The sequence below is a fragment of the Streptomyces sp. NPDC002788 genome (genome assembly GCF_053592115.1).
This window is the reverse complement of the sequence record NZ_JBSFVB010000012.1, coordinates 106,553-122,757: the sequence shown is the minus strand read 5'-3', so window position 1 is coordinate 122,757 and position 16,205 is coordinate 106,553. Positions and strand designations below refer to the sequence as shown.

Sequence of the window (16,205 nt, the reverse complement as noted above, 5' to 3'; positions counted from 1 at the left end):
GGGCTACTTCAGGTGCGTGTCGGTGTCGATCAGGGACCGCTCGCGCGGGTCGAGGATCACGCCTTCGACATCGGACGCGATGCCCTGCACGGCCTGCTCGTGGACCAGCGGCACCACCGCGTCGGTGCGCAGGATCTCCGCCTCCGCCCGCATGATCTTCTCCTGGCGGCTCTCGGTGTCCCGCTCCGCGGCGGCGGCCCGGATGGCCTTGTCCACCGCGGTGTCCTTCAGCCCGGCGATGTTGTAGACGCCCTCGCTGGTGAAGTCGCTGGCGAGATAGTCGACCGCGTCACCGGTGTCGAGGAGCGTCACCCGGGAGAAGACGAGGGCGTCGTACTTCCCGGCGAGCAGGTCGGCCTCCATCTGCGTGTACTCGCGCACGTCCTGCTTCACGGTGAACCCGGCCTTCTCCAGCTGCTGCTGGAGCACGGTCGCCGCCTCGGGCAGCTCGGCCCGGTTGGTGTAGGTGGCCAGCCGCAGCGTCCTGCCCTTGGTCCCGGCCTTCACCTCGGAGGCGGTCGCGGCCTCGGCGCGGCCCGTCACCTCGGCGCGCTTGCCGGCGGCCCAGGGTACGGCGGGCCCGAACAGGCCCTGCGCGGGGTCGGCGTACCCGCCGAAGACGGAGTCGACCAGCGCGGAGCCGTCGACGGCCTCGCGGGCGGCGGCGCGCAGACCGGCGTCGGTGAACAGGCCGCTTCCGGTGTTCAGGATCAGGCTGTCCGTGCGCACCGAGGGAACCTCGTGCCGGGTTTCCTTGTCGAGCAGCTTCGCCTGCGCGGTCGGGATCCACTCGGCGATGTCGGCCTCGTCGCCACGCAGCGCGTTGGCACGGGCGGTCCCGTCCGCGATCCAGCTGACGTCGATGCCGGGCGCCTTCGCCTTGCCGCCCCAGTAGCCGTCGAAGCGGTCGAGTGCCGCCTTCGTCCTGCCGCTGAGGCGGGTGATCTCGAACGGACCGGTTCCGGTGCCGACGGGACTGACGGCGCCGTCCTTCGCGTACGCCTTCGCCGACAGGATCGCCAGCGCGGGGCTGGCCAGCCGCAGCGGCAGCACCGGGTCGGGCGACTTGGTGGTGAGGGTGACGGTGTCGGCGTCCTCGGCCTTGGCGGTAAGTGCCACGTCGCTCAGGACGCGGGGCTTGGGCTTGGCCGCGCTCGCGTGGTCGAGCGCGTTGACGACGGACCGGGCGGTGAGTTCGGTGCCGTCCTGGAACTCGGCCTTGCGCAGCTCGAAGGTCCAGGTGGTGTCGCCCGTCTGCTTCCAGGACTTCGCCAGCGCGGGCTTGGCCGTGCCGTTCCTGTCGAGGGCGGTGAGGCCCTCGGCGACGGACAGCTTGCTCAGCACGGTGGCGTCGTTGCTGTAAGGGGACAGCGCCTGCGCCGGCGGCACGGCCAGCGCGACCCGCAGCCGTCCGCCCGATCCCGCTCCGGCGCCCGTGCCGGCGTCGCTGTCGCTGGGTGCGAAGCAGCCGGCCAGCAGAGGGGTCAGAGTGAGTGCCGCTATGAGGCCGCGAGAGGTGGTGCGCATGTCGGATCCTGTCGTGCGGGAGGTCGGGCACGCCGTTGCGGCCCGGTCCGGGCTTGATCGGCGCCGTCAGCATATAAGGGGAGGCTTACCAAACCCTCAACCGGGTGGGTGAAATCTCAACGACTGGACGGCGGGGTGTCGACCCGGCCCTGTCGACCGGCAGTTCGCGCTGTGCCATCGTGGGCCGGGTGGAGGTGAGGCGCATGACCGGCGCGGACCCGGGATTGTTCACTCCCGATTCGGTGACCTGGCAGCTGCACGGCGACCCCATGATGTGGATCGCCGGCATCCGGGCGCTCTACCTCCAGGCCCTGCACCCTCGCGCGGTGCGCGGCGTCACCCAGAATTCCGACTTCCGCCGCGACGCCTGGGGCCGGCTGATGCGGACCGCGCATTTCGTCGGTACGACGACCTACGGCACCACCGAGGCCGCCGAGCGGGCGGGCGCCCGGGTCCGCAAGATTCACAGCATGCTGACGGCGACCGACCCGGCCACCGGCGAGCGCTACGGCGTCGACGAACCCGAACTGCTCCGCTGGGTGCACTGCGCCGAGATCGACTCCTATCTGCACGTGCTGCGCAGGTCCGGGCTCCGCCTCACCGACACCGAGGCCGACCGGTACATCGCCGAACACCGGGAGAGCGCACGCCTGGTGGGCCTCGACCCCGGTACCGTACCCACGAACCGGGCCGAGATGACGGAGTACTTCGACAAGGTGCGCCCGGAGCTGGCCGCCGGACCCGAGGCACGTGAGGTGGACGACTTCCTGCTCCGCCCGCCGACGCACCCGCTCCTCGTACCGGCGCGCGAGGTTCTGTGGCGGCGCGTGGCCCAACTGGCGTACGCCTCTCTGCCGCCGTACGCCCACGAGCTGTACGGCAGACCGGCCCCCGCACCCGCCACCGTCACCCGGCGGCTGCGCCTCACGGGTCTCCTGCTGCGCCGCGTTCCCGCACGTGTGCGGTGGCAACTCCCGCCCAAACACATCCTGCGGGCCATGGCGAGGCTCGGCCCGCACGCGCGCCCGGCCCCGTACAAACTCGGACGATAGGCCGCCATACTGGGTGGGCCAGGGGGAGGGCGGCGTACGGCTACCGGGGGGAGCGTCGCGCGCGATGGGGGACAGCAGGTTCATCCACGGCCGGTACCGGCTGCTCGATCTGATCGGGCGCGGCGGCATGGGCGAGGTGTGGCGGGCCCGGGACGAGTCCCTGGGCCGGCACGTCGCCGTCAAGTGCCTGAAACCACTGGGCCCGAACCACGATCACACCTTCACTCGCGTCCTTCGGGAGCGGTTCCGCCGGGAGGCCCGGGTGGCCGCCGCGCTCCAGCACCGGGGCATCACCGTCGTGCACGACTTCGGCGAGGCCGACGGCGTCCTCTACCTCGTGATGGAGCTGCTGGACGGCCGCAACCTCAGCCAGCTGCTGGAGGACAACAAGCAGCACCCGCTGCCGGTCGCCGACGTCGTGGAGATCGCCGAGCAGGTCGCCGCCGCCCTCGCCTACTGCCACGAACAGTCCATCGTGCACCGCGATCTGAAGCCCGCCAACATCGTGCGGCTCGTCGACGGCACGGTGAAGATCTGCGACTTCGGCATCGCCCGCCTCGGTCACGACATCGGCTTCACCTCCCGGTTGACCGGCACCGGCGTCGCCATGGGCACCCCGCACTACATGTCCCCGGAGCAGATCAGCGGCACCGAGGTCGACCAGCGCAGCGACCTGTACTCGTTCGGGTGCGTGCTTTACGAACTCGTCACCGGTGTACCGCCGTTCGACCTCGACGACGCCTGGGCGGTCCTGGTCGGCCACCGCGACACCGCGCCCCGCCCGCCCCGCGAGCTCCGGGCGGAACTGCCCGGGTTCCTGGAGCGGGTGATCCTGGACCTGCTGGCCAAGGAGCCCGCGGAAAGACCGGACGACGCACGGGAGCTGGCGCGGAGAATCAGCGCGCACCGGGCCGCTCCGTCCTACGTGCCGGCCGTCGCGGCGTCCCGTCCCGCTCCCGGCACGCCGGCGCTCGTGGACCGGCTGCCGTCCTGGACCCTCGGCATGACCACCGGGCACAAGGCGGCCGGAGCCGGGCTGCGCGGCACGCCGCCGGACCCGGTGGCCGGACTGTCCGGCGAGTGGATCGCCCGGCCCGCCACCGGCCTCGTCGACGAACCCGTCCCCGAGGACCGGCCCGCCCCTTCCACCGCGGCCCTGACCGCCCTGGCGGGCAGGCACAACGCGGGCCTGAGCCTCGGCCGGCTCGGCCGCTGGGCGGAAGCCGGGGAGGTGCACCGGGCGGTCGCCGCGGAACGCGCGCACCTCCTCGGCCCCGACCACCCCGACACCCTGGCCAGCCGCTACGAGGTCGCCTTCACCCTCAGCCGCACCGGCCGCGCCCCCGACGCTCTGCGCGAGTACAAGCACGTCACCGAGGTAAGGATCCGCACGCTGGGCGCCGACCACCCCGACACCCTGGCCGCCCGCCAGGAGATGGCGTACGTGCTCGGTCAGCTGGGACGCCCCCTCGACGCCCACCGCGTCTACACGTCGGTGCTCACCGCCCGGGAGCGCGTCATGGGACCCGACCACCCCGACACCTTGCGCTGCCGCCACAACCTCGCCTTCAACCTCAGCCGCCTCGGCCGGCTCGAAGACTCCTACCGGATGGCCCGTGAGGTGGCCGCCGCCCGTGCCCGGGTGCTCGGCCCGGACCACCCCGACACCCTCGTCACCCGGTACGAAGTCGCCTACGCCCTCGGCCAGTCGGGCCGCTGGGCGGAAGCCCTGGAGACCTACCGCGACGTCGCCGAGGCCCGCGCCCGCGCCCTCGGCCCCGACCACCCCGACACGCTCGCCGCCCGCCACGAGATCGGCATCAGCCTGGGCCGCCTCGGCCGCAGCGCGGAGGCCCTGGACCTCTACGGCGACCTGGCCGAGGATCGCACCCGCGTCCAGGGTCCCGACCACCCCGAGACGCTGCGCGCCCGGCACGGCCGTTGCGTCAACCTGGGCCGGCTCGGCCGCTGGGAGGAGGCCCTCGCCGAGTCCCGGGACGTGAGCGCCCTGCGCGAGCGGGTCCTCGGCCCGGACCATCCGGACACCCTGGTCAGTCAGCGCGAGGTCGCCGTGGGCCTGGGCTGGCTGGGCCGCTGGGCCGACGCGCTCACCGCGTACCGGCGCGTGGCCGCCGCCCGCGAACGCGTCCTCGGTGCGGACCACCCCGACACCCTCACCAGCCGCAACGACGAGGCGCACTGCCTGGAGCAACTGGGCCGCGGCGCCGAGGCGGTCGCGTTGTACCGCAGGGTGGCGGCTCTGCGCGAACAGCGGGCGTCGGCCGGGCGCTGACCCGGCGAACCCGGTGGCCTGACCGGTCAGGGGTCCTCCCGGCCGGGGGCGAGCGCGCCGCCGTCCGTCTGGCCGACCCGGATCACCCCGTGTTACCAAGAACCATGACCGCACCCGAGGGACCCCGCGCACACCGGACCTACGACGCCGTCATCGTCGGCGGTGGCCACAACGGCCTGGTCGCCGCCGCCTACCTGGCCCGGGCCGGCCGCTCCGTGCTGGTCCTGGAGCGGTTGGACCACACGGGCGGCGCGGCCGTGTCCACCCGGCCGTTCGCCGGGGTCGACGCCCGGCTGTCCCGCTACTCGTACCTGGTCAGCCTGGTGCCGAAGAAGATCGTCCGGGACCTCGGCCTGGACTTCCGGGTCCGCGCCCGGACCGTCTCCTCCTACACGCCGGCCGAACGCGACGGCAGGCCCACCGGCCTCCTCGTCGGCGGCGGCGAACGGCGCACCAGGGAGGCCTTCGCCCGGCTCACCGGCTCCGACCGCGAGTACCGGGCCTGGCAGGAGTTCTACGGCATGACCGGACGCGCCGCCCAGCGGATCTTCCCCACCCTCACCGAGCCGCTGCCCACCCGCGAGGAACTCCGCCGCCGCCTGGACGACGAGCAGACGTGGCGGACGCTGTTCGAGGAGCCGATCGGCGTCGCCGTCGAGGAGCACTTCACGGACGACCTGGTGCGCGGGGTGGTCCTCACCGACGCGCTCATCGGCACCTTCGCCGATGCCCACGACCCCTCCCTGAAGCAGAACCGTTGCTTCCTCTACCACGTGATCGGCGGCGGCACCGGCGACTGGGACGTGCCCGTCGGCGGCATGGGCGCCCTCACCGACGCCCTCGCCGACGCGGCCCGCGCCGCGGGCGCGGTCCTCGCCACCGGCCACGAGGCGCTGCGCGTCGCCACGGACGGCCGTACGGCCGAGGTCTCCTACCGCACGGCCGACGGCGAGGGCACCGTCGCCGCCCGGCACGTGCTGGTCAACGCCTCCCCGCGGGCTCTGGCGGAGCTCACCGGTGACACGCCCCCGGCCCCCGCCGAGGGCGCCCAGCTCAAGGTGAACATGCTGCTCAAGCGGTTGCCACGGCTGCGCGACAGCTCCGTCGACCCGCGCGAGGCGTTCGCCGGCACCTTCCACATCGCGGAGGGCTACGAGCAACTGGCCGCCGCCCACGCCCAGGCCGCCGCCGGTGATCTGCCCGCCGCACCGCCCTCCGAGATCTACTGCCACTCGCTCACCGACCCGACCATCCTCGGCCCCGACCTCGCCGAGCAGGGCTACCAGACGCTCACCCTGTTCGGTCTGCACACCCCGGCCCGGCTGTTCGCGAGGGACAACGACGCCGTGCGCGAGGAACTGCTGAAGTCGACACTCGCCCAGCTTGACGCCCACCTGGCCGAACCCCTCGCCGACTGCCTGGCCACCGACGCGGAGGGGCGGCCCTGCATCGAGGCCAGGACCCCGCTCGACCTGGAGCGCGACCTCGGCCTGCCCGGCGGCAACATCTTCCACCGCGAGTTGAGCTGGCCCTACGCCCAGGACGGCACGGGCCACTGGGGTGTGGAGACCGGGCACGCGAACGTGCTGTTGTGCGGGGCGGGGGCGGTGCGCGGAGGCGGGGTCAGCGGGGTGCCGGGGCACAACGCGGCGATGGCCGTACTGGGAAGCGGGACCGGCTGAATCGCACGCCGGTCGAGGGCACTTCGACGGGACGACGGCGTCCGTACCGGCCGGCCGCCCCGTGCGGACGGTCGCACCAGGCGGCAGGCCGTCTTCAACCAGTGCCCCGGCGACCGGGTCAGTCGGCCGACGGCGCCCAGCCCACCGCTTCGAGGCGCGCCGCGTCCGCCGGGCGCGTCTCGTCGAACAGGGCCCGGTCGGCCGCCTCCACGCGCAGCCCGTCCACATAGCACCCGCGTCCGACGTACGGCCGGTCCGTCGCGTACCGCCAGCGCAGGGTGAGCCGGCGTGCGGCGGGGACGGCGGCGGTGAGCCGGTGCCACACGCGGCCCGACCAGCCCGTGGCCGAGCCCGACGGGTGCTCCTGCCGGTCAGGGCTCCGACGGGACGTCGTGAACGGCACCGGCTCCCAGTTCGTGCCGCCGTCGGTGGATGCTTCCAGGACCAGGACGTCGGCCCTCGGCTCGGTGTCCCACCACAGAGCGCAGCGCAACCGCGCCCCGCCGGCGGACGTGTCGAGCGCCGGCAGGGTGAGCGTCGCCGTCGTGGAGACCGCCATCCCGGAGAACCACGCTGTGCGTCCTCGCGCCGGCCGGACCGGCACCGCCCTCGCCAGGGTGTTCGCGGCGGTGACCCGGGGAGCGGAGCCGGAACGCCAGCTCCGCACCGGGTGCACCGAGTTCCCGAGCACCACGAGGAAGGAGTCGGTCGTCGGGTCGAGGACCAGCGAGGTGCCGGTGAAGCCGGTGTGCCCGGCCGTGCGCGGCGTGGCCATCGCACCCATGTACCAGTGCTGGTACAGCTCGAAGCCGAGGCCGTGCTCGTCCCCGGGGAACGCCGTGTTGAAGTCGGTGAACATCAGCCCCACCGACTCCGGCGCCAGGATCCGGGCCCGCCCGTAGACCCCGCCGTTGAGCAGCGTACGGCCGAGAACCGCGAGGTCCCACGCGTCGGAGAACACGCCCGCGTGGCCCGCGACCCCGCCCAGGCTGAACGCGTTCTCGTCGTGCACCTCGCCCCACACCAGACCCCGCTCAAGCCCGGACCACGGTGTGCGCGCGTCCTCCGTGGCCGCGATCTTCGGACGCCAGGAGGCGGGCGGGTTGTAGCGGGTGCGGCGCAGGCCGAGCGGTGCGCTCACCTCCTCCCGCAGGAGGGTGTCCAGGGAGCGTCCGGTGAGCCGCTCCAGCACGAGCTGGAGCGAGATGAGGTTCAGGTCCGAGTACAGGTACGCCGTGCCGGGCGCGCTGACCGGCTGCTCGTTCCAGATGAGCTGGAGCTTCCCCTCGTGGGTCGGTGCGCCGTACAGCGGGATCCACGCGCGGAGACCAGAGGTGTGCGTGAGGAGCTGACGGATCGTGATGCCCTGCTTGCCCGCTCGGCCGAAGTCCGGCAGGTACGAGGCGACATCAGCCTCCAGCCCCAGTCTGCCCCGCTCGATCTGCTGCACGGCGAGGATCGAGGTGAACAGCTTCGACACGGACGCCAGGTCGAAGACGGTGTCCTCGGCCATGGGGATCTGCTCGTCCGGCGGGAACTCGATGCCGGTGTCGGTCTGCTCGTCGTAGGCCCGGTAGCGCACCGCCATGCCGATGGGCCGGTGCAGTGCCACGGTGCCGCCGCGTCCGGCGAGCAGGACGGCGCCCGCGTACCAGGGGTGCTCGGGCGAGGGGCCGAGGAACGCCTCGGCGTCGGTGACGAGCCGGCGCAGGTGGGCGGCGAGCAGCCCGGCGCGTGCGGCGGAGCCGTGCCGCAGGGTGGGGCGGCGGCCCCTCGCCGCGGGGGCGGCTTCGGCGGGTCCGGCGGGCAGCGGGGCGAGGGCGAGGGCACCGCCCAGCGCCAGGCCCTGCCGGCCCAGTTGACGTCGGGTCGGTTCGCCGCTCGCCGCTCGGTCGGTCACCGCGCATCCCTTCGGCTCAACCGTCACACGTGTCCCCGGAAGTATGTCCGCCGCACGCACCCGTGAACCGGAGGGCAAAGCCGCGGTGGCCGTGGCGGCGAGCGTGGGCGGGCGCGGTCGCAAGCCGCAGCAGGCTCCCCACACAGCCGATGAGTCCAGAAACCTGACGGAGTATCAGGAGACCCTTCGGTCCTCCGGGGACTTTCCTGTCCTGCGCCCACGCGGACGGAGCTGAGCCAGTGCGGGCCCAGCCGGGAGGGGTGAAACGCCGTGGCTGCCGCCCCCCTCTTGGGAGCGGCACCCACGGCGCCGTGGTCAGCGGCGCTCGTGCACCCGCACGACCTTCAACTTCGGCGAGGACAGGATGTCCTTCTCGCAGAAGCGCGACGTCACCCAGTTCTCACCGGAGAACAGCCGTGTCTGATCGGCGAAGTGGGGTGACTCGGGGTTCGACGACTGGGAGTACGTCAGCAGCGTGCGCGCCACCGGGCAGCGGCTGCCGTCCCACCCCACGGCCTGCAGGTGGCTGGATCCGAACGGCACCTTCGCGTAGCCGCCGCGAGCCGGGTCCCACGTCGGCTCGATCACGTTCCACACGCCGAGTCGTCCCGCGCCGCCGGGCACCGGCAGACGCTTCCCGTCGCGGACGACGAACTGGTGCGCGCCGAGCGGCGCGTCGAGCGCGATGCCCGCGCCCCGAAGCTCCGTCACCGCGTCGGCCAGGGCGGTGGCGAATCCGGGAGCGTCGGTGTCGAGGGTGTTCGGGGTACGGACCGGGTCCGCCGCCGAGAACGGCACCTTCCACAACCGGCCCTGCGGCACCGCTTGTTCCAGCTTCCGCCAGAACCGGTCGAAGAGCAGCGCCCCCCGGCTCCCGGTGTCCATGCTGCGGTCCCACACCTTCAGCACTCCGCACGCCTCCGACACGTCGACGGCCTTGCCGTCGCTGCCCGTCGCCGTGCCGCCGGGCAGCGCGGCGCACGCCCGTGCCACGTCCTCGGCGGCGAGATCACCCGCGGGCACCCGGTTGGCGAACTGCTGCCGCTGCAGGTCGCGTACGGTCAGACGGCCCCGGTCCGCCATCGCCGCCACGTCCTCGATCGCGCCGCTCGGGTCGTGCAGCGCGTACGCCGTCCCGCTGGTCCACGGCAGCGGGACCTGCGGGCTGAGGGAGGTGACGACAGGGCCGTAGCGGGTCCACCACTGGGTGCGGGTCACCGGCGCGCCGTCCTTCACCGCCACCGTCACGGTCCGCTTCGTCATGCGCTCCGCCTCGCCGTCCACGAGGTAGGTCGTGGGATCGGCCGGATCGAGCGTCAGCCGGTGGAAGTTGGCCGGAATGTCCGTGGAGACGGTGTGGCTCCACGCCACATGTGCGTTGAACCCGATGGAGATCACCGGAGTGCCGAGGAGGGACCCACCGGACACGTCCAGCTCGCCCGGGATCGTCTGCTGCGACTGCCAGAACCGGCGCCCGCCCTCCCACGGGTAGTGCGGGTTGCCCAGCAGCAGTCCACGGCCGTTCGCGGTCGTGTCGCCGCGGAAGGCCACCGCGTTGGAACCCATGCCGGGGGCGCCCCACATCTCGTCCGCCGCCTTCGTCACGGCCTTCGCGGCCGGCGTGCGGGCTGACGGGGCCCCGGAGGCCGTCGTGGCACCGGCCGGCGGCTGCGCGGCAGTGATCGTGTCCACGAAGCGCCCCTCACCGGATATGGAGGCGATGGCGAGACCGCGGGCCGCCACATCCAGCTCGGTGACGGGCCTGATCCAGGGCGCGCCCGCACAGGTGGGATCCGAGATCTCGCGTTGCTCCAGCCAGGCGTTGTACCCGGCCGCCCAGCCGCGCATCATGGCGCGCACGTCACGGCTCGGGCCCACGGGCGCGGGCTCGGCGAGCAGCTTCTCCACCGTGCGGGTTTCGCGGACTCCGCGGAAGTACAGGTCACTGGCGAGGTTCGTCCTGGCCCCGGAGAGGTCACCGCCGGCGGCCGCGTCGGCGCCGAAGTACCGGGACCGCTCGCCCCGCAGCGTCACGAACCCGTCGGCCAGCGTGCAGACCTCGTCGGCGGCCTGCGCCCAGCCGGTACCGAAGCCCAGGTCGGTGTAGTTCTTCGGAGGATGTGCGGAATGCCGTACTCGGTGTAGCGGATGACGGCCGACAGGCCGTCGCGGGAAGGATGCTGCTCTGCCCGCTGGCTCGGGGCGGCGGCCGCGGGTAACGCGGACGCGGCCGTGAACAGGGCCGTGGCCCCGAGGACGAGTCGTCTCAGCCGACTGCGCATCATGCCCTCCAGCATCGTCGAGGGGGAGGAGTGACGAGTGTACGAACCTGATTCGAACGCTCGTCGGTTCATGACACCGGACGCCGTCGAAGGCAGCGGGGTTGAGCCGGCCGCCGAGCCAGGGGTCGCGCCGTCCGGGATCCTTGACCTCCCCCGGCACCCGAACCGAGGATCGTCGTCATGACGACGCCCGCGATCACGACGCCCGGACATGGCAGCACGGTCGACGCGGTCCTGCGGCGCAGCGCCCGGCGTACACCGGCACGCGTCGCGGTGGAGTACGGCGAGCGCACCTGGACGTACGCCGAACTCGACACCGCCGTCTCCCGCGCGGCGAGCGTCCTCCTCGACCAGGGCCTGTCCCCGGGCGACCGGGTCGGCGCCTACGGCCGCAACTCCGACGCCTACCTGATCGCCTTCCTGGCCTGCGCCCGCGCCGGCCTGGTGCACGTACCGGTCAACCAGAACCTGACCGGTGACGACCTGGCCTACGTCGTCGGCCAGTCGGGCAGCTCCCTGGTCCTCACCGATCCCGACCTCGCCGCACAACTCCCGGACGGGGTGCGGACTTCGCCACTGCGTGACGCCGACGACTCACTGCTCGCCCGGCTGGCGGGGGCACCCGTGTACGACGGCCCCGAGCCGCGCACCGAGGATCTCGTGCAGCTGCTCTACACGTCCGGGACGACCGCCCTGCCCAAGGGCGCGATGATGACGCACCGGGCCCTGGTGCACGAGTACCTGAGCGCGATCGCCGCCCTCGACCTCAGTGCGGGCGACCGCCCCGCGCACGCACTGCCCCTCTACCACTCGGCGCAGATGCACGTCTTCCTGCTGCCCTACCTCACCGTCGGCGCGACGAACATCATCCTCGACGCACCCGACGGCGACCGTCTCTTCGACCTGGTCGAAGCGGGCCGGGTGGACAGCCTGTTCGCCCCGCCCACCGTCTGGATCGCCCTGTCCAACCGCGCCGACTTCGCCACCCGCGACCTGAGTGGCCTGCGCAAGGCGTACTACGGCGCGTCGATCATGCCGGTCCCCGTACTGGAACGGCTGAAGGAACGCCTTCCGGAACTGGCCTTCTACAACTGCTTCGGCCAGAGCGAGATCGGCCCGCTGGCCACGGTCCTGGCCCCCGAGGAACACAAAGGGCGCATGGACTCCTGCGGCCGTCCGGTGCTGTTCGTCGACGCACGGGTGGTCGACGAGGACGGCGAGGACGTACCCGACGGCACCCACGGCGAGATCGTCTACCGCTCCCCGCAGCTGTGCGAGGGCTACTGGGACAAGCCGGAGGAGACCGCCGAGGCCTTCCGCGACGGCTGGTTCCGCTCCGGCGACCTCGCGGTACGGGACGCGCACGGCTACTACACGATCGTCGACCGGGTGAAGGACGTCATCAACTCCGGTGGCGTACTGGTGGCTTCACGCCAGGTGGAGGACGCCCTCTACGCCCACCCCCAGGTGGCCGAGGCCGCGGTCGTGGGCCTGCCCGACGAGCGGTGGATCGAGGAGGTCACGGCCTTCGTCGTCCCGCGCGGCGAGGTCTCGGAGGCGGAACTCGTCGCTCACGTCCGGGAGCGGCTCGCCCACTTCAAGGCACCGAAGCGGGTGGTGTTCGTGCCGGAACTGCCGTGCAACGCCAGTGGGAAGATCCTCAAGCGGGAGCTCAGGGAGCGGTTCGGGGGCAGGGCGGGACTCGCGGCGTCCGACGGCTGACGCCGCCTGAAGAACCCTGTTGCGCCGCCGTGTCCCGGGGAAGAGGATCTGGGCCATGCCGATCTTCCATGCCCCGGACGGGACCGCGCTCACCTGTCACCTGCGCGGCGAGGGCGAGCCGTTGGTCGTGCTCCCCGGCGGGCCCATGCGGGCCTCGGCGTACCTCGGGGACCTGGGAGGGCTGGATGCCCACCGGCAGTTGGTCCTCCTCGACCTGCGCGGCACGGGGGCGTCCGAGGTGCCGGCCGACCCGGCGACGTACCGCTGCGACCGGCTGGTGAACGACGTCGAGGCGCTGCGGCTCCACCTCAGCCTGGAGCGGATGGACGTGCTCGCGCACTCGGCGGGCGGGAGTCTCGCCATGCTGTACGCGGCCCGGTACCCGGACCGGCTGGGCCGGCTGGCGCTTGTCACGGCCATCCCGTGGGCGCTGGGGCTGCCGGCGACGGCGAAGGACCGGCTGGCGGCGGCCCGGCAGCGCCGGGACGAGCCGTGGTTCCCGAAGGCCTTCGCGGCGTTCGAGGCCTGGCTGGCGAACCCCGCCGACTTCGATCCCCTCATCTGGGCGTTCTGGTACGGGAGATGGGACGCTGCCGCCCAGGCGCACGCCGAGCGCGACGAGACGGAGACCAACGACGAGGCCGCCGACCGCTACGGCGCGGACGGCGCCTACGACCCGGCCGCCACCCGGGCCGCGCTCGCTCGGGTCACGGCCCCGGTGCTCGTCCTGGCCGGTGAAGCCGACGGCGGCCCGAGCCCGGCCCTCGCCCGCCGTAACGCCGACGTGTTCCCGAAGGCCGAGTTCGCGGTGCAGCCGGGCGCGGGGCACTATCCCTGGCTCGACGACCCGGAGTGGTTCACGCGCCGCGTGTCCGCCTTCTTCTCCTGACCGGAGCCGGAGCGGTACGTCCCTCTGCTGTCGGCAGAGCGGCCCTGCGGCGGGAGAGCCCCTCGCCTACCGTGCCCGGCATGGACACACCACCGCGCACCCTCCGGGCGAACGGCATCACCCTGGCCTACCGCGTCTGGGGGCCACGGGACGCCCCGCCCGTCCTGCTCCTGCACGCCCGCGGCGCGGACGGTGCCGAGGCGGAGATCGCCGCCGCGCTGGCCGCGGCCGGGCCGCCGGGTGTATGCCCCCGACCTGCGCGGGCACGGCCGCAGTGACCGGCCCGGCGACTACGCGTACGAGACCATGCGCGACGACGTCCACGCCTTCCTCGGGGCGCTCGGCGTCACCCGCGCCGACGTCGTGGGCCATTCGCTCGGCGGCGCCGTCGCCTACCTGCTCGCCCAGCACTGTCCGCGGCTCGTCCGGCGGCTCGTCCTGGAGGACGTGCCCGCGCCCTTCCCGCTCGACCCGCCGCGCCCGCCCGCCGTACGGCCCGAAGGTGACCTGCCGTACGACTGGGCGATGATCCTCGCCACCGACCGACAGCGCAACGCCCCGAACCCTGTGTGGTGGGACCACATGGGGCGGATCACCATGCCCACGCTGCTGATCGGTGGCGGACCGGCCAGCCTCATCCCCCAGGAGCAGATCGCCGGTCTCGCCGAGCTGCTCCCGGACGCCCGGCACCTCACGATCGACGCGGGGCACCTGGTGCACGAGGCCCGGCCGGAGGAGTTCCTCGCGGCTTTGGAGGAGTTCCTCAGCCCTGCGGACCGTACGCCGTCATGAAGCGGTCGCGGAACTCGTCCATGCCCCACCGGGGCGCGTTCCCGGCCGGCTTGAGTCCGTCCGTCCAGCCCCAGTCGGCGACGCGGTCCAGGACCTTCTTGTCGTGGGCGACGATCGTCACCGGCACGTCCTTGCCGGTGTCTCCGGCGGTGACGGTCGGCACGGGCTGGTGGTCGCCGAGGAAGACCAGCACCGTGTCCTTGTCGCCGTAGCGCTCGACCCACTCGGTGAGGCTGCGGATCGAGTACTCGATGGCGCGCCGGTACTCGGTGCGCACCTTCTCCGGGTCCTTCCAGACCTCCGTGGGGTCGGTGCCCTCCTTCTTGATCTCGTGGAACACCGAGCCGTCGCCGAGGTCCTCCCAGTCGATCATCCGGGCGATGGGGGACCAGGGGTTGTGGCTGGAGGCCAGGATGATCTCCGCCATGATCGGCGCACGGTCCTTCCTTCCGTGCTCCAAGCGCTGGAAGGCCTCCATGCTGAACTGGTCGGGCACGGGCGTCCAGCTGAAGTACGGGCCGTGGTAGCCGAGGTGCTCGGAGTCGTAGATGTGGTCCAGGCCGAAGAACTTCCCCTCCGGCCAGGCGCGGCGCACACCCGGCACGATGCCGACGGTCCGCCAGGCGCCGGTCTTCCCGAAGTACTTGGTCAGCGTCATGCGGTCGCTCGTGGTCAGGCTGCGGTACCGCTGCTGGTTCTTGATCCACAGCCCGGACAGGAACGTCGAGTGGGCGAGCCAGCTGCCCGCGCCCGTCACCGGCGACCGCAGCCAGCCGCTGCGCGACTCGAACCCGGCGGCCTCCAGCCTGCCGGTGCCCTCCTTGAGCACGGCGTCGGTCTGCTCGGCCATCGCCGGGTCGTCGATCGCCACGCGGCCGTAGCTCTCGATGAAGGTGAACAGGACGTCCTTGCCGCGCAGTCCCGTGAGCAGCTGGTCGGGCGGCGTCTTCGCGAACGCGTCCACGGCGGCCTGCTTCTCGAAGACCCGCGCGTCCTCCAGCCCCGCCCGCACCTGATCCACCCGGTTGCCGATGAACTCCGCGTTGCCCTTGGTGGCGATCGGCACGGTGCCGATCTGCACGCCCAGGGTCACGCAGGTGATCCACGCCGTGCCGAGGATCAGGACCGTGCGGGCGGCCACGGGCCGGTGTCGGACCATCAGGTTCGTCAGCCGCACCACGGCGAGCGTCGTGAGCACGAGCAGCGCGACGAACAGCACGATCACCCCGGCCACGGCCAGCACCTGCCCGGTCCGGCCGAACGACTCCCGCAGGAAGTCCGTCGCGTCGTCGAGCAGGATCCAGTCCAGGACCAGGTCGAACGGCCTGGCCAGGATCTGGTAGAAGCCCATGTCGACGAACTTCAGGACCGTCACCAGCCCCAGGAACACGCCCGCGACCACCGCCATGATGCGCCGGGGCTTCGGCGGCAGCGCGAGCAGCAGGCCCGCGAGCAGCACGCCCTCGGCGGGGATCCGGACGAACGAGGCGAACTCGACGCGCTCGATGCGGTTCGGTACGAGCAGCGCGAACAGCACGAGCGCACCGGCCAGGACGGTCGTCCCGACGGAGACCGCGCGCGCGGCACGGGGGTGGCGGAGCCGCCGGCCGAACCAGGCGGGCCTGGCCGCGTGCGCTGCCGCGTCCCGGGTTTCTCCGGCGGCTGCCGTCTGCGGGGCGGCGGTCTCGGCGGCTCCTTCTCGCGCGCCGGTGTCGCCGTCGGAGTCCGATGTGATGGCGCGCTCGTCCGGATCCGTCGCCGCGGTCCCGCCGAATCGACCTGCCGACATGGCGGCCGTCTTGGTGCCGTTCGCCTCGGTGTCCGTCTCCGGAACCGTGTGCGCCGGGGTGCCGCCGGCGGGGCCACTCGCATCGGGGGCTTCGTCGCGGTCGGCGGCGTCGGTGTCGCCACCCGGCTCGGCGGCGTCCGTTCCGCCGTCCGGATCCGCCGCACCGGGCCCCCCGCCGGTCCTCGCCGCCCCCGTGTCTTCATCCGGTTCCGCCCCGCCCCCGGTCGTGTCCGGCTGCTGGCGGGAGCGAGTGAAGAGGGACACCCGGTGGTCCTTC

Annotated in this window: 8 protein-coding genes and 2 pseudogenes; 6 read left to right on the top strand and 4 right to left on the bottom strand. The window is 72.9% G+C overall.

The window, feature by feature from the left end; translation table 11 throughout:
- Nucleotides 1–3: 3 nt before the first annotated feature.
- Nucleotides 4–1,527 carry an ABC transporter substrate-binding protein gene (locus tag ACWD1U_RS22840; RefSeq protein WP_451110017.1) on the bottom strand — a complete coding sequence of 508 codons (1,524 nt, stop codon included), beginning with the start codon at nt 1,525–1,527 and terminating at the stop codon, nt 4–6.
- A gap of 203 nt (nt 1,528–1,730) precedes the next feature.
- Between ACWD1U_RS22840 and ACWD1U_RS22835 the strand changes: the two genes are divergently transcribed.
- The 3 genes from ACWD1U_RS22835 to ACWD1U_RS22825 all read left to right on the top strand — a co-directional run bounded on the left by ACWD1U_RS22835 (nt 1,731) and on the right by ACWD1U_RS22825 (nt 6,554).
- Nucleotides 1,731–2,579 (top strand): oxygenase MpaB family protein, encoded by an 849-nt coding sequence (locus ACWD1U_RS22835; RefSeq protein ID WP_451110016.1) that lies wholly within the window; start codon nt 1,731–1,733, stop codon nt 2,577–2,579.
- A gap of 64 nt (nt 2,580–2,643) precedes the next feature.
- Complete coding sequence (locus tag ACWD1U_RS22830) at nt 2,644–4,872, top strand: tetratricopeptide repeat protein (protein ID WP_451110014.1); 2,229 nt, start codon at nt 2,644–2,646, stop codon at nt 4,870–4,872.
- Between the two features lie 104 nt (nt 4,873–4,976).
- A complete protein-coding gene (locus tag ACWD1U_RS22825; protein WP_451110012.1) occupies nt 4,977–6,554 on the top strand; it encodes a phytoene desaturase family protein in 1,578 nt (525 codons plus the stop codon).
- A gap of 118 nt (nt 6,555–6,672) precedes the next feature.
- Here ACWD1U_RS22825 and ACWD1U_RS22820 read toward each other — a convergent pair whose 3' ends face one another.
- Both ACWD1U_RS22820 and ACWD1U_RS22815 read right to left on the bottom strand, forming a co-directional pair.
- Complete coding sequence (locus tag ACWD1U_RS22820; protein ID WP_451110010.1) at nt 6,673–8,454, bottom strand: serine hydrolase; 1,782 nt, start codon at nt 8,452–8,454, stop codon at nt 6,673–6,675.
- A gap of 315 nt (nt 8,455–8,769) precedes the next feature.
- Nucleotides 8,770–10,736 (bottom strand): annotated as a pseudogene (locus ACWD1U_RS22815) (penicillin acylase family protein).
- Between the two features lie 180 nt (nt 10,737–10,916).
- Between ACWD1U_RS22815 and ACWD1U_RS22810 the strand changes: the two are divergent.
- From ACWD1U_RS22810 to ACWD1U_RS22800, 3 genes and pseudogenes are all read left to right on the top strand, one after another.
- Nucleotides 10,917–12,458 carry an acyl-CoA synthetase gene (locus ACWD1U_RS22810; protein WP_451110009.1) on the top strand — a complete coding sequence of 514 codons (1,542 nt, stop codon included), beginning with the start codon at nt 10,917–10,919 and terminating at the stop codon, nt 12,456–12,458.
- Between the two features lie 55 nt (nt 12,459–12,513).
- Nucleotides 12,514–13,347 carry an alpha/beta fold hydrolase gene (locus tag ACWD1U_RS22805; RefSeq protein WP_451110007.1) on the top strand — a complete coding sequence of 278 codons (834 nt, stop codon included), beginning with the start codon at nt 12,514–12,516 and terminating at the stop codon, nt 13,345–13,347.
- Nucleotides 13,348–13,427: 80 nt separating this feature from the next.
- Nucleotides 13,428–14,139: pseudogene (locus tag ACWD1U_RS22800) on the top strand (alpha/beta fold hydrolase).
- Here the strand turns inward: ACWD1U_RS22800 and ACWD1U_RS22795 are convergent.
- Complete coding sequence (locus ACWD1U_RS22795) at nt 14,111–16,192, bottom strand: sulfatase (RefSeq protein ID WP_451110005.1); 2,082 nt, start codon at nt 16,190–16,192, stop codon at nt 14,111–14,113. The pseudogene ACWD1U_RS22800 and the gene ACWD1U_RS22795 sit on opposite strands and share 29 nt — an antisense overlap.
- Nucleotides 16,193–16,205: the final 13 nt, after the last annotated feature.